This window comes from Chroococcidiopsis sp. CCALA 051 (assembly GCF_003015105.1).
Lineage (GTDB): Bacteria > Cyanobacteriota > Cyanobacteriia > Cyanobacteriales > Chroococcidiopsidaceae > Chroococcidiopsis > Chroococcidiopsis thermalis.
The window spans coordinates 1-23,637 of sequence record NZ_PYCI01000014.1; the positions used below are offsets into that span (position 1 = coordinate 1).

Sequence of the window (23,637 nt, forward strand, 5' to 3'; positions counted from 1 at the left end):
GAAGGGGGACAAGGGAGCAACTACCAATTACCAATTACCAATTACCAATTACCAATTACCTCTTGACTTTTAGACTCTTTAGCTATATAAGGAGGCAGAACAAGTCAAAGTAGAAAAAAGCTAAACTTTATTGCCATTTAAAATTTGGCAGTAAAATTCTGTGTCTGTGTGAGAAGGAGTGACGTGAGTATGAAAAGTTTCCGTAGCGATCGCCATCCCTATTTATCCTTCCAGATGATGGCGCAAAAAACTTGCATTCACGGTTTATTCTTCAGTGCCACTAGAATTAGTCTAACTATATTTTTCTGGCTGTGTTTCAGTCATGTAGGTGTTGCTATCCCACCACTGCAACTGACGCAAACCCCAACTAGCGAATCTCAAACTGCGAAAAAAGTTATATTTGTCAATCCTACAGCTGGTGAGAATGGCAATGGCAGTGAAAGCAGTCCTTTTAAAACGATCGCTCAAGCCCTTCAACAAGCTGAATCCAATAGCATCATTAAACTAGCGGCGGGAACTTATAGCAGAGAATCTGGTGAGACATTTCCGCTTAGACTTAAACCAGGAGTCACTCTTGAAGGTGACTCTAGCAGCCAGGGTAGCAACATTGTTATCAAAGGTGGGGGAACGTATATGAGTCCTACCTTTGCGCGTCAAGATGTAGCAATTTTAGGGGCGGATGAAGCTGGATTGACGGGAATAACAGTCACGAATCCCAACCCACGCGGTTATGGATTGTGGATTGAGTCATGCAGTCCCGCGATCGCGGATAATACTTTTACTGGTAGCAGCCACGATGGAATTTCCATCACGGGTGATAGTGCGCCAATCATCCGTAACAATCGCTTTACTCAAAATGGCGCGAACGGAATTACAGTTTACGGAATTTCCAAACCAGAGATCCGCGCTAATGTCTTTGAGCAAACGGGTTATGGCATTAATGTTGCTCAACGAGCCGCACCGTTAATTATAGAGAATCAAATTATAAATAATCGGGCTGGTGTTGTGTCTCAAGCTTTTACAAAACCAGTCCTACGCAATAACATTATCGAGGGTAATAAAGAAGATGGTGTCGTGGCGATCGCCAACAGTCAACCCAATTTAGGCACGCCAACCGAACCAGGTAACAATCAATTTCGCCAAAACGGACGCTATGACATCAATAGCAGTGCAGCCAAGCGAGTCACAATTTCAGCGGTAGGCAATCAAGTTACCGCAGATCGTTCCATTGGTAATATCGATTTTGCAGGGACAAGCAATCTTGCCTCAAATGCGGGAGTCGAGAATCGTAGGGGCGGGTTTAGCGAAAGTGCCACCGATGAAGCGATAAATCTTGGTTCAAAACTCGCCCGTACAGGAGTCGTAGGGGCGAGTTTACCAGAAGATCCTGTGCGCAAACCTACAATTCCATCAAACTCGCCCGCACGAGAATCTTTGATTCCGAATTCCGAATTCCGAATTCCGAATTCTCCTCCAGCATTACAAGTCGTAGAAATTCCCGTACCGCTACCGGAGTCGGAATCAGCGCCAGTTCAAAAGAAGCCCGCTCAAAAGCCAAAGAAGCCTTCAGCATCTAAGCCTAGCAAACCTGCATCACAAAACCAATCTCCAAAAATTGCGACATCAACGACAAAACCTAAGCCCGAAGTAGCAAAAGCTCCTGCAACTAAACCCAAGCCTGAAGCAACAAAAGCCCCTGCTACAAATGAGAAGCAACCACTTGCTGCCAACCCTCAAACTGAGGTGGAAATTCCTGTCAGCCGATCGCAGCCACCAGCAAAAGGCGATACGATAACTCAAGGCTTACCAACTTTAAAACCAGCTGCCGTCAATCCTAACGAATTGTTACCCGTTCCTGATGGTGACATACCTTCTGGTAGCGATCGCCCTGCCCGAATTGCTGCGGTATCATCGCATAACTCTTCTCAAGTGGGAAGTTTGCGCTATCGAGTCTTGGTAGAAGCAGAAAACGCACCTACACAAGAAAAAGTGCGATCGCTCGTTCCTGGTTCGTTTCGGGTTATTGCTAAGGGTAAAACAATTATGCAAGCGGGCGCATTTAGCGATCGCTCTAAGGCTGATGAAGTCGCGCAGTTACTTACTAGTAACGGGTTAAAAGCGAAAGTCGAACAGATGAATTAGTTTAACACTAGGATATATAGCAATCCAAATTGATTTGCGATCGTTTTCCGTGTAGAGACGTTACATGTAACGTCTCTACACGGGCAATCAAATTCACGATTCATCTAGGGTTTTTATATGATTAACCATACTAATGCTAAAAAGATAAGAGTAAGATTCAAAGCTATGTAATAGAAATCTTCAAATTTTACAATAATTGTATTTCACTTATTGCCCATTCAATTACTTCTAAAAATTGTTTTAAGATACTTTCTTCTGTTAGTACTGATAACGGAATATACCAATAGTACGGGTTTACAGATATTGCGTTGCCTACAAGAGAAGTCAGACGATTAAGCAGTTCATTCTTGATTTCTGGCAGATTGAACGGAGCTTCGTTTGCAGAAATTTCAACTGTGCCACTTGTCCAAACTACAAAAAACTTTTTCTTTTCTCCTTTGGCAGTGACGATTCTTGGTGTGAAAGAACCAGATTGCTTTCCTTGACCCCATGTAGGAGATAAATTTTTACAGCTCGCCCAATCAAGGATTGTTTGAGTAGTCTTTGCTATGTCAACTCCTTGTTTTATTTCTATTTCTTCAATAAAATTTATTTCATTCCACTGTCTAACCTCTCGCGCGACACTACTAATTTCTGTACCTTTTGCTGCTGTTGTCTGACCGATAACTCTAGGAATGAGAACTTTTAAATTTTGCCCTTCAAATTTCTTAATTTCAACTCCTATAACCTCTGCTGGGTTCATCTGCCTATTTAAAAATTCTATAATTCGCTGAAGTTCAGATGGAATTTTATCAGCTACAAATACTAAACGAATTTTACCTGTCTGCAAATTATCTTTAACTCTTTGCCAAAAACTAGAGATTTGAATATCATCTTCAATAAGATCGAATAATGTTGGACGATCGGGTACAAGGAAATGCGATAACAATGTGTTAGGTTCTAAACCTCTAATCTGACAATTTGCTTCAAACTGAGTAATAATTTTTTCAATTGACCAATAAACTACAGCATGAGATGCATAATCTAACATTTGACCGACAACCTCTCGCCGAATTCGGGTATCACAGCTACGCTTGACTTCCACAATTGTAGGAATTCCGTCTTGGTCGAGAAATAAATGATCGACAAACCAGCGTCCATATCCATCTTCTTCTGAAGGAACTTCCATTTCTGGTTTTATTAATAACCAGCGTCGCGGTGTGGTGCTGTCTATTTGATCTCCAGCTAGAAGGCTAGGATAATCCACTAACAATTTTTGTAGTAAAGCTTCTGAATTATAGGCTTGTTCCGTCATTTCTACTAATTGCTCGTCATCCTGAATTAAATAAATGCCACCAGTCATAGAAAATCTCTTGTGTTGACATATATATAATTCCCACTCTCATAAAGCGAAATATAAATATTAACAACGTGCAATTCCCTCCTGACGGGCGGCGCGTTGCACAGCCGCTGCTACAGTAGGAACAACTCTAGCGTCAAATATAGAGGGAATAATATGTTCGCGGTTGAGTTCTGTGGGTGCTACTAGAGAGGCGATCGCCTGTGCTGCTTCTAAACACATCATGGTAGTTATTGTCGTGGCACGACAGTCTAAAGCGCCGCGAAATACCCCAGGAAATGCCAGAATACTATCGATTTGATTTGAGTAGTCGCTGCGCCCCGTTGCTATGACTGCAACATCATTATTTACTAGTTCTGGCTGTATTTCAGGGATTGGATTTGCCATCGCCATCACAATTGGATTTTTTGCCATCGATCGCACCATATCTCGCGTTAATATACCTGGGGCGCTAGCACCAATAAATATGTCAGTACCGACTAAAGCACCTGCCAAAGTTCCCATTTGACTGACGGCAAATTCTTGCTTTTGGGCAGTTAAATCTTGACGCTGGGTGGAAAGAATACCTTTAGAATCGCACAGCAAAATATGGACAGCACCAGCATTTTTCAAAAGCCGCGCGATCGCGACTCCCGCCGCCCCCGCACCGTTAATAACGATCCTCACTTCCGTTATTGACTTATTAACTAACTTCAAAGCATTAGTCAGCGCCGCCAGCGTCACGATCGCCGTCCCCTGCTGGTTGCCGTGAAACACGGGAATATCTAATTCTTGCCGCAGCCGTCGTTCGATTTCAAAGCAATGCGGGGCAGCAATATCTTCCAAGTCTATGCCACCAAATACGGGAGCAATTTTTTTCACAGTAGCGATAATTGCTTGTGTATCCTGAGTCGCCAAACAAATTGGAAAAGCATTAATTCCAGCAAATTCTTTAAAGATCGTGGCTTTGCCTTCCATTACAGGTAATGCCCCCGCCGCACCCAGATTTCCCAATTCTAAAACTGCACTCCCATCAGTGACGATCGCCACGGTATTCTGTTTAATTGTCAGGCTGTACACCTGTTCTGGATCGCGGGCGATCGCCATACAAACTCGCCCCACTCCTGGCGTGTATGCCATTGCCAAATCGTCTTGACTTTTGAGCGGAATTCTGCTGCTAACAGAGATTTTGCCACCGCGATGCAAATTAAAAGTGCGATCGTAGACATTAATCACTTCAATATCTGGTAATGTCCGTACTGCCTGCACGATCGCCTCAGCCTGTTCCGTACTAGAAGCACCTACGGTCAAATCGCGAATTGCCTGCGATCGCGTGCGTTCCACCAGATCGATTTGACCGAGAGTTCCACCACAAGAGGCGATCGCTTGAGTCACGCTAGCCAACATCCCAACGCGATTGGGAATCTGCAAGCGCAGTGTCAAACTAAAACTAGGATTTGGAGTCGAGTCAATCATAGAGAGGGGGACAAGGGGGACAAGGGGGACAAGGAGGATAACTACAACCACCAACTACCAATTAACAACTACCAATTACCCTGATATAGCAGTTCTAAATGATCTGTAAAGCAGGCTTCTAGCCTGCGGCAGGCTAGAAGCCTGCTCCACGTTCATGAATCAAATAGGATTGCTATAACTGCAATCGGGAACCAAGAAATATAACTTCAGTCATAGCTAACCAGTTATTGTACTTATAACTTGCATTTAGCCTGCGTTTGCCAATGCCTAAACGGAATCTCCAACAGCCAAAGCCAGAGAATTTGTGGATAGAGGGACTGAAAACTGTAGGTCTGAGCTTGTTTTTAGCATTTGGAATTCGTGCTGGTGTCGCCCAGTCTTTTTTTATTCCTTCTGGTTCGATGGAACCGACTCTAGCAGTTGACGATCGCTTGATGGTGGATAAACTCAGCTACCGCTTTCAAGCACCTCAAAGAGGCGACATTGTAGTATTTCAACCACCTCCCGCTGCAATCTCTGCGTGTGGATTGCCATCTAACTCGCAAGACTCGTTTATTAAACGAATTGTGGGACTTCCTGGGGAACGAGTCGCAGTAAAAGCGGGACAAGTGTATATCAACGATCGCCCTTTAACAGAAAACTATATTGCCAGCAAACCAGATTACGAACGACCTGTTCGAGTCATCCCGCCGAATTCTTATTTAGTCTTGGGAGATAATCGTAACAATAGTTGTGACGGACACGAATGGGGCTTTGTAAAACGCGATCGCATTATCGGTAAGGCGATCGTCCGTTTCTATCCTTTCGATCGCATTGGTCTTTTTACTCGCGATCGCTCTTGAGTAGTGGGTGATGAGGCGGGAGTTGGCAGGGGCGCACAGCTGTGCGCCCCTACCGACAACTGAATTAGTAGACAGCAATGCTTGTGTCCTAACTTAATAGCTCAAATGCATCTATCGCAAGGTAAGTTGTATGTATACAGGACTGCAAACGAACTTTACCAGCGATTGAGTTTGTCGCACGAGTTATGTCGCACAACCGCCCCTCTAACTTCTATTTCAACCTAACCGAGCGAGAACGCTCCAATTTAAAACGCACGGTCGATTATTCCAGCGTGCAGTCATTACCAGAAATTTGGGCGATCGCGGTCAAAAAATTTGGCAATACCGTGGCGCTGCACGATCCCCACGTCGAACCGGAGATAACTTTTACCTACAACCAGCTGTACCAGCACATTCAAATTTTTGCCGCAGGGTTGCAAGCGCTGGGGGTAGCAGCAGGCGATCGAGTGGGACTCATAGCTGATAACAGTCCGCGCTGGATGATTGCCGATCAAGGAATATTAACCGCTGGGGGAGTAGATGTCGTGCGTAGCTCCCAAGCGGAGAAACAAGAATTACTATACATCTTGGAACATAGCGGTAGTACAACACTGGTAATAGAAGACCGCAAGACTTTAAGTAAAGTGCGCGAAGGCTTGGACGGACTACCAATTCAGTTGGTGGTGTTACTCTCAGATGAAATCCTAGACGAAAGCGACTCGCTCAAAATTATGAATTTCTCCCAACTGATGGCGGTGGGAGAAAATCAACCACTCCAACCAGTGGCGCAGAATCGGGATACTCTTGCCACCCTGATGTACACTTCTGGGACGACAGGTAAACCCAAGGGTGTCATGCTGTCTCACGGAAATTTACTGCATCAAGTTACGTCATTTGGCGCAGTCGTACAACCAGAAATTGGCGATCGCATTCTCAGTATCTTACCTGTCTGGCACTGTTACGAGCGGAGTGTCGAATATTTCCTCCTTTCTCAAGGTTGTACGCAGATATACACGAATATTCGTCACGTCAAAGCAGACTTAAAAGCATTCAAACCTCGCCTCATGGTGGGCGTTCCTCGGTTGTGGGAATCGATTTACGAAGGGGTGCAAAAACAGTTCCGCGACCAACCCGTTAAAAAACAACGTCTAATTTATTCCCTATTGAATATTAGTCAACGTTACATAAAAGCACGGCGAATTGTTCGAGGATTAGCATTAGATAACCTCTATCCTTCTCCATTACAACGCCTACAAGCTGGGATTCAAACCGCAGTTTTAGCACCGATTCACAATCTTGCAGATCGTTTAGTTTACAAACAGGTACGAGAAGCAACGGGAGGACGAATTAGGCAGGTGATTAGCGGTGGTGGTTCCCTTGCCATGCACCTCGAAAACTTTTTTGAAATTGTTGGTGTCGAAATTTTAGTAGGATACGGTTTAACCGAAACCTCTCCCGTGACCCACGTTCGTCGCCCTTGGTGCAATCTACGCGGTTCCTCTGGGTTGCCAATGGCAGGCACGGAAGCCAAAATCGTCGATCCTGAAACTCGCCAAACCCTACCATCGATGCAGCGCGGCTTGGTCTTGATCCGAGGACCCCAGGTGATGCAGGGTTACTACAAAAACCCAGAGGCGACAGCCAAAGCGATCGATCCTGAAGGTTGGTTCGATACTGGCGATTTAGGTCTAGTTACACCGAAAAACGACATCGTGCTAACAGGTAGGGCAAAAGATACGATTGTCTTGTCTAACGGTGAAAATATCGAACCGCAGCCAATCGAAGATGCGTGTCTGCGCAGTCCTTACATCGACCAAATTATGCTAGTCGGACAAGACCAGCGATCGCTTGGAGCTTTAATTGTCCCTAACTTAGAAGCATTGCAGCAGTGGGCTGTCTCTCAGAATTTGCAGTTGAATTTACCAGAGGTAAGACAAGGGGGACAAGGGGGAACTCCCGACTCTGGTACGGGCGCACAGCAGTGCGCCCCTACGGCTCCCAACTCTCGACTCCAACCAATCGATCTCGACCACCCACAAATCCAAAACCTATTCCGCCAAGAGTTAACGCGGGAAGTTCAAGACCGTCCAGGGTATCGTCCCGACGATCGCATCAGTACATATCGGCTGATTTTAGAGCCATTTTCAATTGAGAATGGAATGTTAACCCAAACCTTAAAAATTCGCCGACCCGTTGTCATGGAGCGCTATCACGATATGATTGACGGGATGTTTAGGTAATCTTAGGATTACCGCAAACTATGTAACAAATACCAATCATCAACTATGGATGCCGCAAACCCTCAACAGATGTTGTTAAAGCGCCCGATCAACGTCAAAGCAGTTGTGACTCCCCGCTGGAAAGATGAAGTCCAGCAGCAGCTACAAGCACAAATTAACGCCGTTGACCAGCAATTGCAACAATTAGAAAAACAAGGACAACGGGCGATCGCCGAGATCCAAAAACAAAGCATACAGCCTCCAGGTCCAGAAACTCGCCAGCAGATCGAAAGCATTCAACTGCAAGTCAACGAGAAGAAAAGCGAACTGTTGGAGCAAAAAAACCAGAGTTTGCAGAACCTTCAGCAGGTGCAACTGCTCGAAATGAATCAAGAAGTCAGCCAATTTCAATTAGAAGGGATCTTCAGCGTCCAGCCAGGGGACAACTTGATCGCCAAACTTCAAGTTGAAATTCTGTTGCGCGACGGAATTGTAGAAGAAATTCGCGGTGAAATTTAAGCATGGGTAATGGGTAATGGGTAATGGAAAATGTGGATCGTTAATGGTGAATGGTTAATAGTTGATGAAAATTAACTACCAACCACCAACTACCAATTACCAATTACCAACTACCAATTACCATCTCACTAAAGGTAAAATAACCTTCTAGTTTATTTCTAAAAACTAATCGATCGCGCTCTGTTGGGAAACCACTCCATGACTCTACACGAAGTTTTCATGCCCGCTCTCAGTTCTACAATGACCGAAGGCAAAATTGTCTCTTGGGTCAAATCGCCTGGTGACAAGGTAGAAAAAGGCGAAACAGTCCTAGTAGTTGAGTCCGATAAGGCAGACATGGATGTGGAATCCTTTTACGAAGGATATTTTGCCACCATCCTCGTCCCCGCTGGAGAAGCTGCCCCTGTAGGAGCTACAATCGCCTTAATTGCCGAGACAGAAGCAGAAATTGCGATCGCGCAACAACAAGCGCAGTCGGGAAATCAAACAACTTCAGCACCTGCTGCTACAACTTCCCCAGGGCAGACAGCAGATGTAAAAAATACAGCCCCTACTCCAACTCCAGTCAGTGCAGTTGCAACTGACTCTCAAGCTGAGTCTCAAAATGGTGCAAGTCGTAGTGATGGGCGGGTTATCGCTTCACCCCGCGCTCGCAAGTTAGCGAAGGATTTAAAAGTCGATCTAAATACTCTTAAAGGTAGCGGTCCTCACGGTCGGATTGTAGCGGAGGATGTGGAAGCTTTTGCTGGCAAGAGTAAAGCTCCATCGGCTCCAGCACAACCGCAAGTGACGATTCCCAGTGCAGCCCCAGCACCTCAACCAGTTGCTACCCCTACCCCTGTAAGTACCGTTGCTGGCTCCGTGCAGCCCCTCACCACATTACAAAACGCTGTGGTACGGAATATGGTTGCTAGCCTGCAAGCACCTGATTTTCGGGTGGGTTATACCATCACTACCGATGCACTAGATAAGCTTTACAAGCAAATTAAGTCCAAGGGCGTAACAATGACAGCTTTACTAGCTAAAGCTGTAGCGGTGACACTACAAAAGCATCCATTAGTGAATGCTAGTTACTCAGAACAGGGAATTGTCTATCACCCTAACATTAATATTGCTGTGGCTGTAGCAATGGATGACGGTGGCTTAATTACGCCAGTGCTGCAAAACGCCGACAAATTAGATATCTATTCACTTTCTCGCAATTGGAAGTCTTTAGTAGACCGTGCCAGAGCCAAGCAGTTACAACCAGAGGAATATAACAGCGGCACGTTTACGCTGTCAAATTTAGGGATGTTTGGCGTAGACCGTTTCGATGCTATTTTACCCCCAGGACAAGGAGCAATCTTGGCGATCGGTGCGTCGCGTCCCCAGGTTGTAGCTACGGCTGATGGAATGTTGGGCGTGCGCCAGCAAATGCAGGTCAATATGACCAGCGACCACCGGATTATTTACGGCGCTCATGCAGCAGCTTTCTTGCAAGATTTGGCGAAGTTAATTGAAACGAACGCTCAGTCTTTGACAATGTAGTCTATCTCGCACTCTTGCGACTGTAAGTCGCGGCTACACAAACTAAGTCTGCCTGCGCAGACTGATGCGATCGCAATTCTCGATTGCGTGCGTGACAGTAGTAGGGGCGCACAGCTGTGCGCCCCTACTTATTATGTGTTGTACCCAATTGAAAACCTCTATAAAATGGCAGTTTTAACCCGCGCAGGCGGGTTTTGTCTGTGTAGCAGCGAATTCTATTCGCTCAAACTCTTAACATTATTTACCGATCGCCAACCACTCCAAAGTAGAGACAATCGGGCATTCATTATTCAAAATAGTGAAAGTGAACCAAGAAGTAGGGAATAAAATCAAGTCACAAGTCGCAATTAATTCCGAATTCCGAATTCTCTGTCTACGCACCACGCACCACTCATATGTTAGATCTGATTAGCTCGGGGTTGGTTAGTTTTTGGCTAGGTGTGGCAGGGATACACCCTGAAGCATCAGCAGCATGGGAATTATTGGCGCTACAAACTGCTCCGGCACTAGTGCTTAACTCAGCACCAGATAGCGTGGCGGCGACAACTTTACAGCAGTATTTACAAGGGTTGAAAACTAAAGGAATAGCCAGCACCGAGCAGGGAATTTGGATACAGTCGGGACCGTTACTACTGAGCGAAAATAACGGTCGAGTCCCCTTACCGGCTGCCTCGTTGACAAAAATAGCTACATCCCTAGCTGCTTTAAAAACTTGGCGACCAAATCACCGCTTCCAAACGTTGATTAGTGCCACAGGACCGATTCAAAAAGGAGTTCTCGAAGGAGATTTAATCGTTACAGGTGGGGGAGACCCGCTGTTTGTTTGGGAGGAAGCGATCGCCCTGGGTAACAGTCTGAATCGATTGGGAATTTCTCGCGTTACGGGCAATTTGGTCGTGACTGGTAATTTTGCCATGAACTATCAATCCGATCCCCTCAAGGCTGGAGAACTGCTCAAACAAGGACTAAATGCCTCTACCTGGAAAGCTGCTGCTAAAATGCAATACTCTACCTTACCCCCAGGTACGCCAAAACCGCGTGTCGCGATCGCCGGAACCGTACAAGTCGCAGCCATTCCCAATCCCAAGCAAATCTTATTACTACGTCATCATTCTTTGTCTTTGGCAGAAATTCTGAAGGAAATGAATGTTTACAGTAATAATGAAATGGCACAAATGTTAGGGCAAATGTTAGGTGGAGCGCCAAGCGTGCGCCAAATAGCGGCAACAACCACGGGAGTGCCAGACTCAGAAATTTTGTTGGGTAATACTTCTGGACTAGGGATGGAAAATCAAATTTCTCCCAGGGCAGCTTGTGCGATGTTTATGGCAGTACAACGAGAATTACTTCCCTATAAACTGAGCGTTGCCGACTTGTTTCCCGTATCGGGACGCGATCGCCGAGGTACGCTAGAACTACGCCACGTCCCTGCGGGTGCTGTCGTCAAAACCGGAACCTTGAACGAAGTCAGCGCCTTAGCAGGAGTTTTACCCACCCGCGATCGCGGTTTGGTTTGGTTTGTCATTATCAATCGAGGATGGCAGCTTGAAAGTCTGCGCGCAGGACAAGACAAATTCCTGCAAAATCTCCTCCATGAATGGCACGCCTCCCCCGTCATTCCTACTGCGATCGCTCCCCACGCGATCGGCGTTACCCCTACTCCCCTGGGTGCAGCGGGTCGAAACGAGATTTTGTACAAGGGATGACAGTTATCAGTTATCAGTTATCAGTGTAGAGACGTTACATGTAACGTCTGTACTTATCAGTTATCAACGACCAATGACAAATAACAAATGACAAATTCAACAATCAACTTTTGTAACTAGTTCAGCTCGATCTTGGTTTAAATTTGCAAACAAACCTTAATTTTCTGTAATTTTGCTTTAGGATCGGCTTGAGTGAGGCTGAGAGATAAGAGAGCTGAGGGAGCTGAGGAAGCGGAGGAAGTGAAGAGAGCAGAGGAGCAGGGGAGCAGAGGGGCAACTACCAACTACCAATTTCCTACACCCCACACCCTACACCCTACACCCTATTCATCACGCATCACGCACCACGCTCCGCTGATAACTGATAACTGATAATAACTGACAACTGACAACCGATCGCTAGACAATGCGCATTTTAGTTGTAGAGGATGACGAGTTTATCGCTAATGCCCTAGATCTGGTGCTATCCGAGCAAAATTATGCTGTAGAAATAGCAGCTGATGGCGAATCAGGGTGGGAACTAGTTCAAGCTTACGAATATGACCTGATCCTGTTAGATGTCATGTTGCCAAAGTTGGACGGAATCGAGCTTTGCCGTCGCGTGCGATCGCAGGGTTACAAAATGCCAATTTTGTTGCTGACCGGACGAGATAGCAGTCACGATAAGGCAATCGGCTTAGATGCTGGTGCAGATGATTATCTGGTCAAACCCTTTGACCAAGAAGAATTATTTGCCCGCGTGCGAGCTTTATTGCGGCGTGGAAATACGAGTGTTTCGCCAGTATTAGAGTGGGGAGAGCTACGACTCGACCCGAGTAGCTGTGAAGTGACTTATAGCGGGCGATCGCTACAATTGACTCCCAAAGAGTACGCCTTGCTAGAACTGTTTTTACGGAACAATCGCCGGGTTTTCAGTTGCAGCGCCATCTTGGATCGTGTTTGGTCGTTTGATAAAACCCCAGGGGAAGAAGCCGTAAGGACGCAAATTAAAGGACTGCGGCAGAAATTAAAAGCAGTTGGCGCACCCGCAGATGCGATCGAAACCGTCTACGGGATCGGCTATCGTCTTAAGTCGCCATCGGTCAATAAACTTACACTACCGTCCTCAGATGAGCCAAGCGAGCAGACGCGACAACAAACTCTAACGGCTTTAGCAGGAGTATGGGAGCGATTTCAGGGTAGGGTAAACGAGCAGGTAACGCTATTAGAACAAGCTACAACTCAAATCTTGCCAGCTCAACTGACAGTAGAGCAACGTCACCATGCAGAACAAGCTGCTCACACTTTAGCAGGTTCTTTAGGTACTTTTGGTTTTGCCACAGGTTCGCAACTAGCACGGAAAATCGAACGTAGTTTGCGAGCCAAAAAGCCGATGAGTCAAACAGAAACAAAACATTTGCGAGAACTCGTAGCGGCTTTACGCCACTCGATAGAACTAACTCCTCCCGAACTGACAACACCTGTCGCAGTTAAACAAGAGTTGCCGCAATTGTTAATCTTTAATAGCGATCGCCATTTGGCAGAGCCATTGATCGAAGAAGCGGGAGTGTGGGGCATTCAAGCAGAAATAGCCACTCACCTAGAATCAGCTAGGAAAGCGATCGCTTTATCGCCACCCCAAGTCGTATTACTCGATCTTGATGGCAATACAGCAGACAGCTTAGCACTCCTAGTCGAACTCAAACATCGCTATCCCTCCTTGCCCGTTCTCGTCCATAGCGATCGAGATAATTTGATGACGCGACTTGAAGTTGCCCGTTGTGGCGGACATGCCTTTTTACCCAAGCCCGTACCGCCAGCCCAAGTTTTACAGGCAGTCACCCAATTACTACCAAAGGAAGCGACAGCAGCTAAGGTGATGGTAGTGGATGACGATCCTCAGATCCTTGCTACCCTACGCAGCCTGCTAGAACCGTGGGGTTTGAGGACGATTTGTATCGAAGATCCGCGTCGTTTTTGGGAAACACTAGAAGCCTCAGCTCCAGATTTGCTCATTTTAGATATCAATATGCCCCATCTCAGCGGCTTAGAGCTGTGTCAGATCGTGCGCCAAGATTCGCACTGGTGCGGATTGCCAATTTTATTTCTGACTGCCTACAGCGATGCCAATACGGTAAATCAAGTGTTTGCAGTTGGGGCGGATGATTTTGTCAGCAAGCCGATTGTTGGACCGGAACTCGTAAACCGAATCATGAATCGGCTCGACCGGATCGAACTTTTGCGCAACTTAGCAGAAATTGACCCGCTGACGGGAGTTGCTAATCGCCATAAATCTACTCAAGACTTAGAACGCTTGCTAAATCTAGCAAAGCGGCATCATCAACCCCTCTGTTTGGCAGTTTTAGATATCGATCGCTTTAAGCTAGTCAACGATACCTGCGGTCATGCAGTGGGCGATGCGGTGTTACGTCAGCTGGGACAGTGGTTACTGCATTCGTTGCGTCGAGAAGATATAGTAGCTCGTTGGGGTGGTGAAGAATTCATCTGCGGTTTGTACGGTATGACCAGCCAAGACGGAGTACAGCGATTGACAGATATCTCGATCGGATGGCAGCAACAGCAGTCTACACACCCTCAATGCAACATACCCATCACCTTTAGCGCTGGAATTGCCCATTACCCGCAACACGGTGCAGATCTAGAAACTTTGTATCGTGTGGCAGATAAAGCTCTTTATCGCGCCAAGAAAAATGGGCGCGGGCGTGTGGTTGCATCTAAGGAGACAGTGACCAGTGACCAGTTATCAGTGGCTAGTGATTAGTGGCTAGTGACAAGAATTGAGTCTAGTCACTAGCCACCAGCCACCAGCCACCAGCCACTCACCAATGACCAATGACAGCCAAACGCATATTAGTAGTTGACAACGAACCATATATCCAAGAGGTTGCCCAAATTTGTTTGGAGATGGTAGCGGGTTGGCAAGTTAGCACGGCTAGTTCTGGTAGCGAGTGTTTGACCAAAGCCGCAGCCGAACAACCCGATGCTATCCTCCTTGATGTGATGATGCCTGAGATGGATGGATTAACAACTTATAAAGAGTTGCAGGCAAACAAAGCAACAAAACATATTCCCGTGATTTTCTTGACTGCCAAGGTACAACCAGCCGATCGCCGCCGCTACGCTCTGTTAGGTATGAAAGATGCGATCGCCAAACCCTTCGATCCTCTTCAGCTAGCCTCTCAAGTCGCTACTACTTTGGGCTGGAATTAAATCATTACCAATTCGCTACTATTCGTCGATAACTGACAACTGTACGGGCGGGTTTAGCAAGCTAGATTGACCACCAAAGCGATAAATTTTGGCTCAAAACCCGCCCCTACGATAACCGATCGCTGTTTCCTCACAAGTTCCTCAAATTGTCAGCTTATTCTAACAATAGAAGCAGATCGGTTACCCTCAGATATGAGAAACCGAATTCTGCTTGCTCAGCACCAATCCTGTAAGAACAGATTTAACAAACTCATTCGCAATTTTTCACAATTTATAGATATTTCAGCAAGACCCAACAACTAACAACCAACAACTAACAACCAACAACTAATTTTGGAGACTTGCCCATGAGTACGCGAGAAGAAGCAAGAGAGGCAATGACGCAGCAGCGCCAGCAGGAAGAAAATTTGCAGCAGTCTATGTTGCAGCGTACAGAAGCAGAGTTAGCTGACTCTGGAGAGTCGGAAATCCAACAATCAGCCAGAGAACGCATGACCGCACAAAGGCAACAAGAAGAACATCTCCAGCAGTCTATGTTAAGCCGTTCTGCTACTGAGGTAGGTCTACCCACCCAAACAGACCCATCTGTTCAAACGCAATAGCTTGCTAGTGAATTTTAGTTGAATTAGGAGGAAAAAATATGTCGCTCAGTAGAACATCACGGCAAGTCGTACAGTTTGTATGGAATGCTTTAGCACAACTGGTAACTTATTTAGGAGCTGCGGTCAAGCGAATTTTTGCTCCGAACGACGACCAGTATCCAAATACAGGAGTTCAGCCTTTTGAAGGTGATATCAACGATAAAAAACACCGTTCTAAAGCATAGTAAATGCAGAGATATTAAAGGTTAGAAATTAGGGGTTAAGACGATCAAAATAATTCCTGTACAGACGAGTTTTGTAGGAAGATTGTTGTCACTAACCATCGAGACTTTACTAAACCCGCCCCTACGGTTTCTGACTGCTGTAGGAGCGGGTTTCGCGTGAAGATTATTGCTGTAAACTGCCAATTTTTTGCTAAACCCATCCCTACGATAACTGATGCGATCGCCTAACAAATTTAGGTTTTTGTCTGCAAACTAACAGACATCCATGCGGTTTTCATTATATTGTGTCAATCTATCTTTGGATAGAGAATCTCTTGACCAATGGTCGAGATGCAACTAACTAACAGGCTTGATTACAAGAAGAACGGTTGAAGCAAAATAGTTGTGATTATTTGCCATCGCTTAGCCAGAGTGAATTGTGCTGCCACAATAGGAAAACTAGTTTACATCAGTTCATATTTTTGTTAACAAACTTAACTAGAAGTTTTAAAAAATTTTTATTTTCTCACAAGTTCCTCATATTTATCACTTAGATTAAAACTACGACGATTTATGCAGATTTTAGAGATTGATAGATTGAGGTATAAAAAATGACTAAAGCAGTTGTGAACTTAACATTACCCATGGTTGTCGAACACATTGAAACTGCGTTAGAGGATTATCCTCATTACCCCTATCAAAAAGCTTTTGCAATTCCAGACTTACGCCAAAAATTGATCGCTTATATTTTAAGCAGAGTTGCTAACTCCTATACAGTTTTGGAAGAAGGAGAAAATTGCACTACTTTCGGAGATTGTAGTTCTTACCGAAAATTGCAGATCGAAAACTTAGCAAAGCAAGGAATTCAAGAGATATTACAGCAATATTGGGAATGGATCGTTCATCATATTCCCTCAGAAACAGAATCTGGATTAGCACCTTCCCACTGGTTTGGTTAGAGTCAGTTCTGAATTCTAAATTCAAAATTTAGAATTGTGACGATGTGCCTCCGATAGATCTGCATAAATAAACTCAATCTTGCTTCTGTTGTACGTCAGTTTCCACACTTTCACCCCAATCATTAGCTATGTCTACACCAACTTGTCCTTGTTGTTCTCAAACATTACTACGCCACATTAGTGCTAAAGGCATTTATTGGTTTTGTCCGGCTTGCTATCAAGAAATGCCAACCTTAATTACAGAGGTTCTCGCAAGACGAAATCGAGAATTATTGACACTCAAAGTCTAATCGTCATTTCAACCGAGTTTAACTTGACTCAGAAGGAAATATTTTTTGAATCTGCTCTTTAATTCCAGCTAAATCGATGTAGAGATCGGCAACATTGATCAGACTATCACTAGTCATAGACCGAAGACTGACGACCTCTACCCGTACACCTTGATAAGAAACTGCATCAACTGCATAGGCAAGGTCTCCATTTCCACTAACTAAAACGGCTGTATTATAACAGCCAGCTAGGGTCATCATATCAACGGCTATTTCTACATCTAACTTGGCTTTTTTAGAACCGTCAGGAAATTGAATTAAGTCTTTACTAACGACGCGATAACCATTACGACGCATCCAAAGTAAAAAACCTTGTTGTTTATCGTTGATCGGATCGACACCCGTGTAGAAGAAAGCACGTAAGAGAGGGGCTTCTGCTGTTAACAGGCACAGCAGTTTAGTATAGTCTATTTCAATTCCTAGCTGTAAAGCAGCATAGAAGAGGCTAGAGCCATCGATAAAAATAGCGACTCGACCCCGACTGAAGGTATCTAATAGCTCACCGTTAGGGTGTGTGTTAGCCTCCTCGTAGGGGTTGATCTCTTTCTTCATCTGTCTGGTTAAGATTTTGCTGCGATCGAGAACTTCATCTTGTGTTATCTCTTGATAAAAAGTCATTGATACCTCAGAATTTGGAGATTGAGTTTGACTAGAACGATAGCAAAATGTAATAACTTACTTATACTAAAACGACCTGTATCGAACCAGCTTACTAGTACAGGTATTGCTAATTTGGATTAAATTGTAACAAGCTAATCTGACTTGGTTAGCACGGTCATAATATATAAACACAAATGTAAGAGCGTAACTGTCTAGTAAAATTTACAGACTTTAAATCTAATCTGAAACTTTAACAATTAGCAGGCTCAATCCATTGTCATTTAATACTCTTAGTTATTAGGTGTATCTAATTCAAAACGAATTGCTACATACGATACATAATCGAGCGCTACAAACGATACAAAATTAACAGTTAAGGATAAAAAGTTGAATATTCATATAAATAAAACAATTTCTTTATTTCTTTATTCATAAATTAAAATGACTTAATTTTTCTTAAGAATAAAGGCTGAGTTTGTCTTCAAAGGGAGCAGATCGCCTTTTAGAGGTTGCTACTTAAATCTTGTCGTCGGAAAATTATCATATCTTTGCCAACCACTGGACTACGAGCGATTATATTTCCTTTAGGATCGATCGCCTCCAAGCGACTGAAATCGAGTTCTCTGGATCTTTCTAGCATTTGAGCTGCTAATTTGTCTTGCTCGGAAGACGGGAGATCGTACCAGTCATCGCCAAGCGTGAGTACCAAATTGCTACCCCCAAAATTGGGTTGAATAGACTGTATTAATCCATCCGCAACGCGATCGCTAATTTCTTCAACTTGTTTTTGAATTGTGGCGACTAAAATCTCTTCTGGTGTCAGTTGTGCAACTAGGGTAGGCATTGACTCAGGAGGTGTGACAGTCTTTACTGGCTGCGGTACATCGGTTGCAGTTAACTCACTAGGAATAGCTATTTTTGGTTCAACTTCCACTGCGGAAGATGGTTCATCTGTAAGGGAAGGAGTCGTAACCTTTGGCGGTTCCGGTGTGGAAGGAGGCGTTGTCGCGATTGGTATTTCTGGTTCAGAAGCAGGAGTTGTTGTCACTACTGACGGTTCCGGTGCTGTAGGGGAAGGAATTGCTGTAACTGCTGGTAGTTCTGGTGCTGTAGGGGAAGGAATTGCTGTAACTGCTGGTAGTTCCGATCTGGGAGTAGGAGCAACTGCAACCTCTGTAGGTTTACCTAAAAATAGATTTGAGGTTGTCAGCACCAAAACTACGACAATTCCTGCCATAATTCCGGTCAAAGCAGAGTTAGACAGCTTACCTGAAAGATTTGCTGGTAGCACAGAGCGAATTTTTCCCAAAACAGAACCCCAGCCATCTTGTAAAGGTTCCCACCAACTTGCTTCAGTCGTGGTTGTGGGTTCTGCTTCTAGTTGAGCGATCGCTCCTTCTATAACTCCGATTGTGCCACGCAGCAGTTTAATTGTTTGGGTTTTTACCGCTGCTTGAAAGGAATTTGCTTTTAGCTTACGTTCAGGGGAAGGTGACTTTTGGGAATTAGACGGTTCCTGTGACATAAATTTCTTCCTCCCAGGCAGCGAAACAGTCGAAGATAAGTTAAATTCTTAGCGGGTGCTGCACCTAGCTTATCAGTTAACAGGGAACAGTGTAGAGACGTTACATGTAACGTCTCTACACTGTTCCCATTACCAATTACCAATTACCATCTTATGAGTTTCAAACGCCGTAAATTTCTATTCCTGAGTACATTGAGCTTTTTTGGTGTGGCGCTGTGGAACAAAATCCACGGACGTGAATCTCCGACACAGGAGAGATCGGCAATTGCTTCTGGTGCTGACGATCTAAAGCCTAAGCCATCTACAAAACCTTTGTTGCGATTTATCTCGGTAGCAGATACGGGAACGGGCGATCGCGGACAATATGCTGTAGCTGAGGCAATGACTGTCTATCACCGTCAAAACAAGTTTAATTTAGCAATTTTGGCGGGAGATAATATTTACAACAACGGCGAGATCGAAAAAATTCAAGCTGTATTCGAGCGTCCTTATCAACCCCTACTCAAACAAGGGGTAAAATTTTACGCCTGTCTTGGCAACCACGATATTCGCACCGCTAACGGCGATCCGCAAGTCCGCTATCCCGGCTTCAATATGCAAGGACGATTCTATACTTTCCGCCGCGATCCGGTACAGTTTTTTGCTCTCGATACTAATAGTAATGCCGATTGGGATACTCAGCTAGCTTGGTTAGAAAAAGAACTCAGTCGCAGCGATGCTCCTTGGAAGATAGTATTTGGACATCATCCGGTTTATTCTTCTGGTCATTACGGCAATAATCAAACTTTTATTAAACAATTTACGCCACTGTTTCAGAAGTATGGCGTGCAACTCTACATCAACGGACACGATCATAACTACGAGCGATCGCGCCCCATTAATGGTACGACATATATGATTACTGGTGGTGGTGCGGGAACTCGTCCTGTAGATCGTTCTGAGTGGACGGCGCTTTCTGCAAGCAAGTTGAGTTTTGCCACTTATGAAGTCTATGCCGACAGAATAGAAGTAAGTGCGATCGGTACAGATAGTCGAGTTTTTGATAAAGGTAATATTAAATTGCGATCGGCTTAGTGAGAATGATGAAAAAATTACCTATGATTCCTCAACATCCCGAATATGCTCGATTGCCACAACGAGCGCCTCAAGCATAACTTCAAAACTAGCATCAGTCGAGCGCTCTAGAGTTAACATTTTCCCTTGTTCTAAGGCAATAAAACCATTGACTGTCGCATTCACCATTCGCATTGCGTCTACAAGCTGCTCTGAGGTAAATTCATAAGGTTCTAGTATTCTACGAAAGAAGTCCAGAGTTTCCTGAATAATTGCAGATGCTTCAGGATCGGACGGTTGCAACTGAAATTGCATCATCACCTTATAACGGGCTGGGTGCGATCGCGCATAGTCACGGGTTGCTCGTCCTCCAGCTTTCAGTAACTCTTTAGAATCGCTCAGTGCTTTACTTCTTGGCTGACAAAACGCAAAAAAATCTTGCCAAAGTGCTAGTGCTACTGCTCGTTTGAGGGCTGGATTGCCATCTAAATGCTTGTAGATAGCTGGCGGTTTAATCCCTAATTCCCTCGCCACTCGATTTACACCTAGAGCTGATTCTCCCTCGCGATCGAGGCAAACGATCGCAGCAGTAATTACATCTTGTTGCGTTAGAGAATTTTCTTTTGTCGGACGACCCATAGAAATATTTAATTAGTTAATATAGTTAACTAAAAGTTAATATAATTAATTTTACCTACTTATGCTGTCAAAGGGATGGAATACGCAGACTGTAGGGGCGCACAGCTGTGCGCCCCTACGAATGCCATGCATGTAACTAAAAATTCAATCTCCCACAAACATATGAACGATTTTGTCTTTACTCCTGCTCACCAGCTAGCCCAGATGATACGCGATCGCACTGTCTCAGCTGCGGAAGTCTTGGATTCATATTTGGATCGAATTGTCAAGTACAATTCCCAACTCAATGCTATTTGCACGCTGGATGCAGAACGCGCCCACGAACGCGCTGAAGAAGCAGATGAAGCCCTAGCCCGAGGAGAAAACTGGGGCGTTCTCCACGGTGTACCCATTACGATTAAAGATGCGTTTGAAACTGCCGGACTCCTCACTACTGCCGGATACAAACCTCTAAAAGATTATATTCCCGCAACAGATGCAACGGTAGTAGCGCAACTGCGTGGAGTGGGAGCTGTGATTATGGGTAAAACAAATCCAGCTAAACTGGCAGGTAATTTCCAGAGTACAAACGATCTGTTTGCACGGGTTAATAATCCTTGGAACTTAAATTATACGCCTGGTGGAAGTTCTGGAGGTAGTGCGGCAGCGATCGCAGCGGGACTATCACCATTAGATATTGGTAGTGATATAGGAGGTTCAATTCGCCAGCCAAGCCATTTCTGCGGCGTATATGGACTCAAGCCTACAGATCGGCGAGTATCTACAGCGGGTCACATTCCCGAAGTTCCAGGCATGTCTCGTTGTATTCGGCAAATGTTGGTAGCAGGTCCGATCGCTCGTTCCATTGAAGATTTACAATTATGCTTTTCACTCATTGCGGGAGCCGATCCGCGCCAACCAGAAGTTCCACCCGTTCCTCTAGATAGTCCCAGCTGCAAGAGCCTGCAACATGTAAAAATTGCTTGGACAGACGAAGTCAATCCGTATCCGGTGGCTCAATCGATTAAATCTGCAATGCAAGCAGTTGCCCACAAGTTATCAAATGCCGGAACGCAAATTGACCAATGGATACCAAAATTTGATTTTATCTCAGCTTGGCAAGTCTACCTAACAATTTCTGCTTACACTTCACCCATTTCGCAACCATTTGATTTTGATTACGTGCGTGACTCGCTGACTTTAATGTTAGGCGAAGCAACTCAAGGCGATCGCGGATTACGCAAAATCAGTAACGTGCCTAAAATTGGCTTTTCAACGGCATTAAACCCCAACATGAAAGGCTATTTCGCTGCGTTAACTCAACGCGATCGCTTTATTGCTCAAATGGATGCAGAACTCGAACCTTGGGATGCATGGCTTTGTCCCGTAGCAATGACACCTGCATTTCAGCATTGTCCAACAGGTACGGCAATTGAGATTGATGGTAGAAAAGTACCTTATCTGATGGCTTCGGGTGCTTATACAATTCCCTTTGCTTTTACAGGTCATCCAGTCGTGGTAATTCCGGTAGGATATACACCGGATAGATTGCCGATTGGAATGCAAATTGTGGGTAAGCGTTGGCGCGAAATGGAATTATTAGCGATCGCTCAAGAAATAAACCAAGTTGTGGGTAACTTTCAACATCCGCCTGGTTATTCTGATGATTGAATTGTTTTCTGCAATTCCCTTTTGAGCAGACATTTTAGCCAAAAGGCTATTATCCTAGAAAGCTAAAGCGCGATCGCTCACATTATGGCTTCTAGTAAACTTTCATTAACATCTGGTCGGCAGTGGCTGACCGGGTTAGCCTCAAGCGAAACATTTATTTATATTATCAAGCGGCTAGCACAAGCTCTCTTGACATTATTACTAGCATCTGCACTGTCATTCTTTATTATTCAACTTGCTCCAGGGGACTATCTAGATACCCTGCGGCAAAACCCCAAAATTTCCCCAGAACGGATCGAGCAACTGCGACAACAGTTTGGATTAGACCGTCCTTGGATCGAACAGTATTTCCGTTGGTTGTGGCGGATTGTGACTCAGGGTGATTTCGGTACGAGTTTCGTCTATCAGCGTTCCGTGTCTTCCTTGCTGTGGGAGCGGGTTGGAGCCACCTTACTACTGGCAATTTCATCTTTAATTGTCACCTGGGCGATCGCCATTCCTTTAGGAATTGTCGCCGCTGTGAAGCAAAATCAATGGAGCGATCGCGTTTTACAAGTCCTTAGCTACACCGGACAAGGATTTCCTAGCTTCATCACTGCTTTGTTACTCCTGATCTTCGCTCAAAACGTCTCTCCCCTATTTCCCGTAGGAGACATGACTAGTATCAACCACGCCGACCTCACCCCTTTAGGTAAAATTCTCGATGTTGGCTGGCACATGATTTTACCCACCATAGCTTTAAGCATTACCAGCTTTGCAGGCTTGCAACGGATCGCCCGTGGCGAACTTCTCGACGTACTCCGTCAAGATTATATTCAAACTGCCCGCGCTAAAGGACTACCAGAAAACCGCGTGATCTACGTCCACGCTCTGCGTAACGCCATCAATCCCCTAATCACCATCTTAGGATTTGAACTGGCTGGGTTGTTAAGCGGTGCGTTTATTGCCGAATTCTTCTTCAACTGGCCTGGATTAGGGCGCTTAATTTTGCAAGCAGTCTTAGCTCAAGATTTGTATCTCGTCATGGCAAGCTTGGTCATGGGAGCCGTAATGTTAATTGTTGGTAACTTAATTGCTGACCTACTACTCAAAGTCGCCGACCCCCGGATTAAGTTGGAGAACCCCTAATCAGTTATCAG

Annotated in this window: 21 protein-coding genes; 16 read left to right on the forward strand and 5 right to left on the reverse strand. The window is 45.0% G+C overall.

Annotated elements, in window-relative coordinates; all coding sequences use genetic code 11:
• The first annotated feature begins 189 nt into the window (after positions 1-189).
• Complete coding sequence (locus tag C7Y66_RS05130; protein ID WP_106544734.1) at positions 190-2,142, forward strand: DUF1565 domain-containing protein; 1,953 nt, start codon at positions 190-192, stop codon at positions 2,140-2,142.
• Positions 2,143-2,329: 187 nt separating this feature from the next.
• Here C7Y66_RS05130 and C7Y66_RS05135 read toward each other — a convergent pair whose 3' ends face one another.
• Positions 2,330-3,484: a hypothetical protein gene (locus C7Y66_RS05135; protein ID WP_106544735.1), complete on the reverse strand. Its 1,155-nt coding sequence runs from the start codon at positions 3,482-3,484 to the stop codon at positions 2,330-2,332.
• A 60-nt stretch (positions 3,485-3,544) separates the two neighbouring features.
• On the reverse strand, positions 3,545-4,936 hold the full coding sequence (locus C7Y66_RS05140) for a malic enzyme-like NAD(P)-binding protein (RefSeq protein WP_106544736.1): 1,392 nt from the start codon (positions 4,934-4,936) through the stop codon (positions 3,545-3,547).
• Positions 4,937-5,199: 263 nt separating this feature from the next.
• Between C7Y66_RS05140 and lepB the strand changes: the two genes are divergently transcribed.
• The 12 genes from lepB (at position 5,200) to C7Y66_RS31595 (ending at position 16,992) form a co-directional block, all read left to right on the forward strand.
• The gene (lepB, locus tag C7Y66_RS05145) at positions 5,200-5,778 is read left to right on the forward strand and encodes a signal peptidase I (protein WP_106544737.1); all 579 of its coding nucleotides are present in this window, start codon (positions 5,200-5,202) and stop codon (positions 5,776-5,778) included.
• A 185-nt stretch (positions 5,779-5,963) separates the two neighbouring features.
• Positions 5,964-7,997, forward strand: a complete 2,034-nt coding sequence (locus C7Y66_RS05150; RefSeq protein WP_106544738.1) for a long-chain fatty acid--CoA ligase — start codon at positions 5,964-5,966, stop codon at positions 7,995-7,997.
• A 45-nt stretch (positions 7,998-8,042) separates the two neighbouring features.
• Positions 8,043-8,495, forward strand: a complete 453-nt coding sequence (locus C7Y66_RS05155; protein ID WP_015154035.1) for a YlqD family protein — start codon at positions 8,043-8,045, stop codon at positions 8,493-8,495.
• Between the two features lie 198 nt (positions 8,496-8,693).
• A complete protein-coding gene (locus C7Y66_RS05160; RefSeq protein WP_106544739.1) occupies positions 8,694-10,022 on the forward strand; it encodes a dihydrolipoamide acetyltransferase family protein in 1,329 nt (442 codons plus the stop codon).
• Between the two features lie 395 nt (positions 10,023-10,417).
• Complete coding sequence (locus tag C7Y66_RS05165; protein ID WP_106544740.1) at positions 10,418-11,728, forward strand: D-alanyl-D-alanine carboxypeptidase; 1,311 nt, start codon at positions 10,418-10,420, stop codon at positions 11,726-11,728.
• A 192-nt stretch (positions 11,729-11,920) separates the two neighbouring features.
• Positions 11,921-12,100: a hypothetical protein gene (locus C7Y66_RS30425; RefSeq protein WP_146149735.1), complete on the forward strand. Its 180-nt coding sequence runs from the start codon at positions 11,921-11,923 to the stop codon at positions 12,098-12,100.
• Positions 12,101-12,134: 34 nt separating this feature from the next.
• Complete coding sequence (locus C7Y66_RS05170) at positions 12,135-14,489, forward strand: response regulator (protein WP_106544741.1); 2,355 nt, start codon at positions 12,135-12,137, stop codon at positions 14,487-14,489.
• Positions 14,490-14,560: 71 nt separating this feature from the next.
• Positions 14,561-14,938 (forward strand): response regulator, encoded by a 378-nt coding sequence (locus tag C7Y66_RS05175; RefSeq protein WP_015154039.1) that lies wholly within the window; start codon positions 14,561-14,563, stop codon positions 14,936-14,938.
• A 347-nt stretch (positions 14,939-15,285) separates the two neighbouring features.
• Positions 15,286-15,540, forward strand: coding sequence for a hypothetical protein (locus C7Y66_RS05180; protein ID WP_106544742.1), 255 nt, complete (start codon positions 15,286-15,288; stop codon positions 15,538-15,540).
• Positions 15,541-15,578: 38 nt separating this feature from the next.
• The gene (locus C7Y66_RS05185; RefSeq protein ID WP_015154041.1) at positions 15,579-15,764 is read left to right on the forward strand and encodes a hypothetical protein; all 186 of its coding nucleotides are present in this window, start codon (positions 15,579-15,581) and stop codon (positions 15,762-15,764) included.
• Positions 15,765-16,354: 590 nt separating this feature from the next.
• Entirely contained in the window at positions 16,355-16,702 is a 348-nt protein-coding gene (locus tag C7Y66_RS05190) for a hypothetical protein (RefSeq protein WP_015154042.1), read from the forward strand.
• A gap of 128 nt (positions 16,703-16,830) precedes the next feature.
• A complete protein-coding gene (locus tag C7Y66_RS31595; RefSeq protein ID WP_015154043.1) occupies positions 16,831-16,992 on the forward strand; it encodes a hypothetical protein in 162 nt (53 codons plus the stop codon).
• 18 nt (positions 16,993-17,010) lie between these two features.
• Here C7Y66_RS31595 and C7Y66_RS05195 read toward each other — a convergent pair whose 3' ends face one another.
• Positions 17,011-17,649: an NYN domain-containing protein gene (locus C7Y66_RS05195; RefSeq protein ID WP_199197253.1), complete on the reverse strand. Its 639-nt coding sequence runs from the start codon at positions 17,647-17,649 to the stop codon at positions 17,011-17,013.
• Between the two features lie 484 nt (positions 17,650-18,133).
• Positions 18,134-19,156: a hypothetical protein gene (locus tag C7Y66_RS05200; protein WP_106544743.1), complete on the reverse strand. Its 1,023-nt coding sequence runs from the start codon at positions 19,154-19,156 to the stop codon at positions 18,134-18,136.
• 153 nt (positions 19,157-19,309) lie between these two features.
• On the opposite strand from C7Y66_RS05200, the gene C7Y66_RS05205 reads away from it, so the two are divergent.
• Positions 19,310-20,230 carry a metallophosphoesterase gene (locus tag C7Y66_RS05205; protein WP_106544744.1) on the forward strand — a complete coding sequence of 307 codons (921 nt, stop codon included), beginning with the start codon at positions 19,310-19,312 and terminating at the stop codon, positions 20,228-20,230.
• Positions 20,231-20,251: 21 nt separating this feature from the next.
• Here C7Y66_RS05205 and C7Y66_RS05210 read toward each other — a convergent pair whose 3' ends face one another.
• Positions 20,252-20,848 (reverse strand): TetR/AcrR family transcriptional regulator, encoded by a 597-nt coding sequence (locus C7Y66_RS05210; RefSeq protein ID WP_106544745.1) that lies wholly within the window; start codon positions 20,846-20,848, stop codon positions 20,252-20,254.
• A gap of 162 nt (positions 20,849-21,010) precedes the next feature.
• Between C7Y66_RS05210 and C7Y66_RS05215 the strand changes: the two genes are divergently transcribed.
• Positions 21,011-22,498 (forward strand): amidase, encoded by a 1,488-nt coding sequence (locus tag C7Y66_RS05215; RefSeq protein ID WP_106544746.1) that lies wholly within the window; start codon positions 21,011-21,013, stop codon positions 22,496-22,498.
• A gap of 84 nt (positions 22,499-22,582) precedes the next feature.
• The gene (locus C7Y66_RS05220) at positions 22,583-23,626 is read left to right on the forward strand and encodes an ABC transporter permease (protein WP_106544747.1); all 1,044 of its coding nucleotides are present in this window, start codon (positions 22,583-22,585) and stop codon (positions 23,624-23,626) included.
• Positions 23,627-23,637 lie beyond the last annotated feature (11 nt).

Coding starts and splice junctions, on each gene's coding strand:
- lepB (WP_106544737.1), top strand. CDS start 5,200: ATGCCTAAACGGAATCTCCAACAGCCAAAGCCAGAGAATTTGTGGATA.
- C7Y66_RS05160 (WP_106544739.1), top strand. CDS start 8,694: ATGACTCTACACGAAGTTTTCATGCCCGCTCTCAGTTCTACAATGACC.
- C7Y66_RS05195 (WP_199197253.1), bottom strand. CDS start 17,649: ATGACTTTTTATCAAGAGATAACACAAGATGAAGTTCTCGATCGCAGC.
- C7Y66_RS05180 (WP_106544742.1), top strand. CDS start 15,286: ATGAGTACGCGAGAAGAAGCAAGAGAGGCAATGACGCAGCAGCGCCAG.
- C7Y66_RS05165 (WP_106544740.1), top strand. CDS start 10,418: ATGTTAGATCTGATTAGCTCGGGGTTGGTTAGTTTTTGGCTAGGTGTG.
- C7Y66_RS05170 (WP_106544741.1), top strand. CDS start 12,135: ATGCGCATTTTAGTTGTAGAGGATGACGAGTTTATCGCTAATGCCCTA.
- C7Y66_RS05135 (WP_106544735.1), bottom strand. CDS start 3,484: ATGACTGGTGGCATTTATTTAATTCAGGATGACGAGCAATTAGTAGAA.
- C7Y66_RS05175 (WP_015154039.1), top strand. CDS start 14,561: ATGACAGCCAAACGCATATTAGTAGTTGACAACGAACCATATATCCAA.
- C7Y66_RS05205 (WP_106544744.1), top strand. CDS start 19,310: ATGAGTTTCAAACGCCGTAAATTTCTATTCCTGAGTACATTGAGCTTT.
- C7Y66_RS05150 (WP_106544738.1), top strand. CDS start 5,964: ATGTCGCACAACCGCCCCTCTAACTTCTATTTCAACCTAACCGAGCGA.
- C7Y66_RS05220 (WP_106544747.1), top strand. CDS start 22,583: ATGGCTTCTAGTAAACTTTCATTAACATCTGGTCGGCAGTGGCTGACC.
- C7Y66_RS05155 (WP_015154035.1), top strand. CDS start 8,043: ATGGATGCCGCAAACCCTCAACAGATGTTGTTAAAGCGCCCGATCAAC.
- C7Y66_RS05140 (WP_106544736.1), bottom strand. CDS start 4,936: ATGATTGACTCGACTCCAAATCCTAGTTTTAGTTTGACACTGCGCTTG.
- C7Y66_RS05215 (WP_106544746.1), top strand. CDS start 21,011: ATGAACGATTTTGTCTTTACTCCTGCTCACCAGCTAGCCCAGATGATA.
- C7Y66_RS05190 (WP_015154042.1), top strand. CDS start 16,355: ATGACTAAAGCAGTTGTGAACTTAACATTACCCATGGTTGTCGAACAC.
- C7Y66_RS05185 (WP_015154041.1), top strand. CDS start 15,579: ATGTCGCTCAGTAGAACATCACGGCAAGTCGTACAGTTTGTATGGAAT.
- C7Y66_RS05200 (WP_106544743.1), bottom strand. CDS start 19,156: ATGTCACAGGAACCGTCTAATTCCCAAAAGTCACCTTCCCCTGAACGT.
- C7Y66_RS05210 (WP_106544745.1), bottom strand. CDS start 20,848: ATGGGTCGTCCGACAAAAGAAAATTCTCTAACGCAACAAGATGTAATT.
- C7Y66_RS05130 (WP_106544734.1), top strand. CDS start 190: ATGAAAAGTTTCCGTAGCGATCGCCATCCCTATTTATCCTTCCAGATG.
- C7Y66_RS31595 (WP_015154043.1), top strand. CDS start 16,831: ATGTCTACACCAACTTGTCCTTGTTGTTCTCAAACATTACTACGCCAC.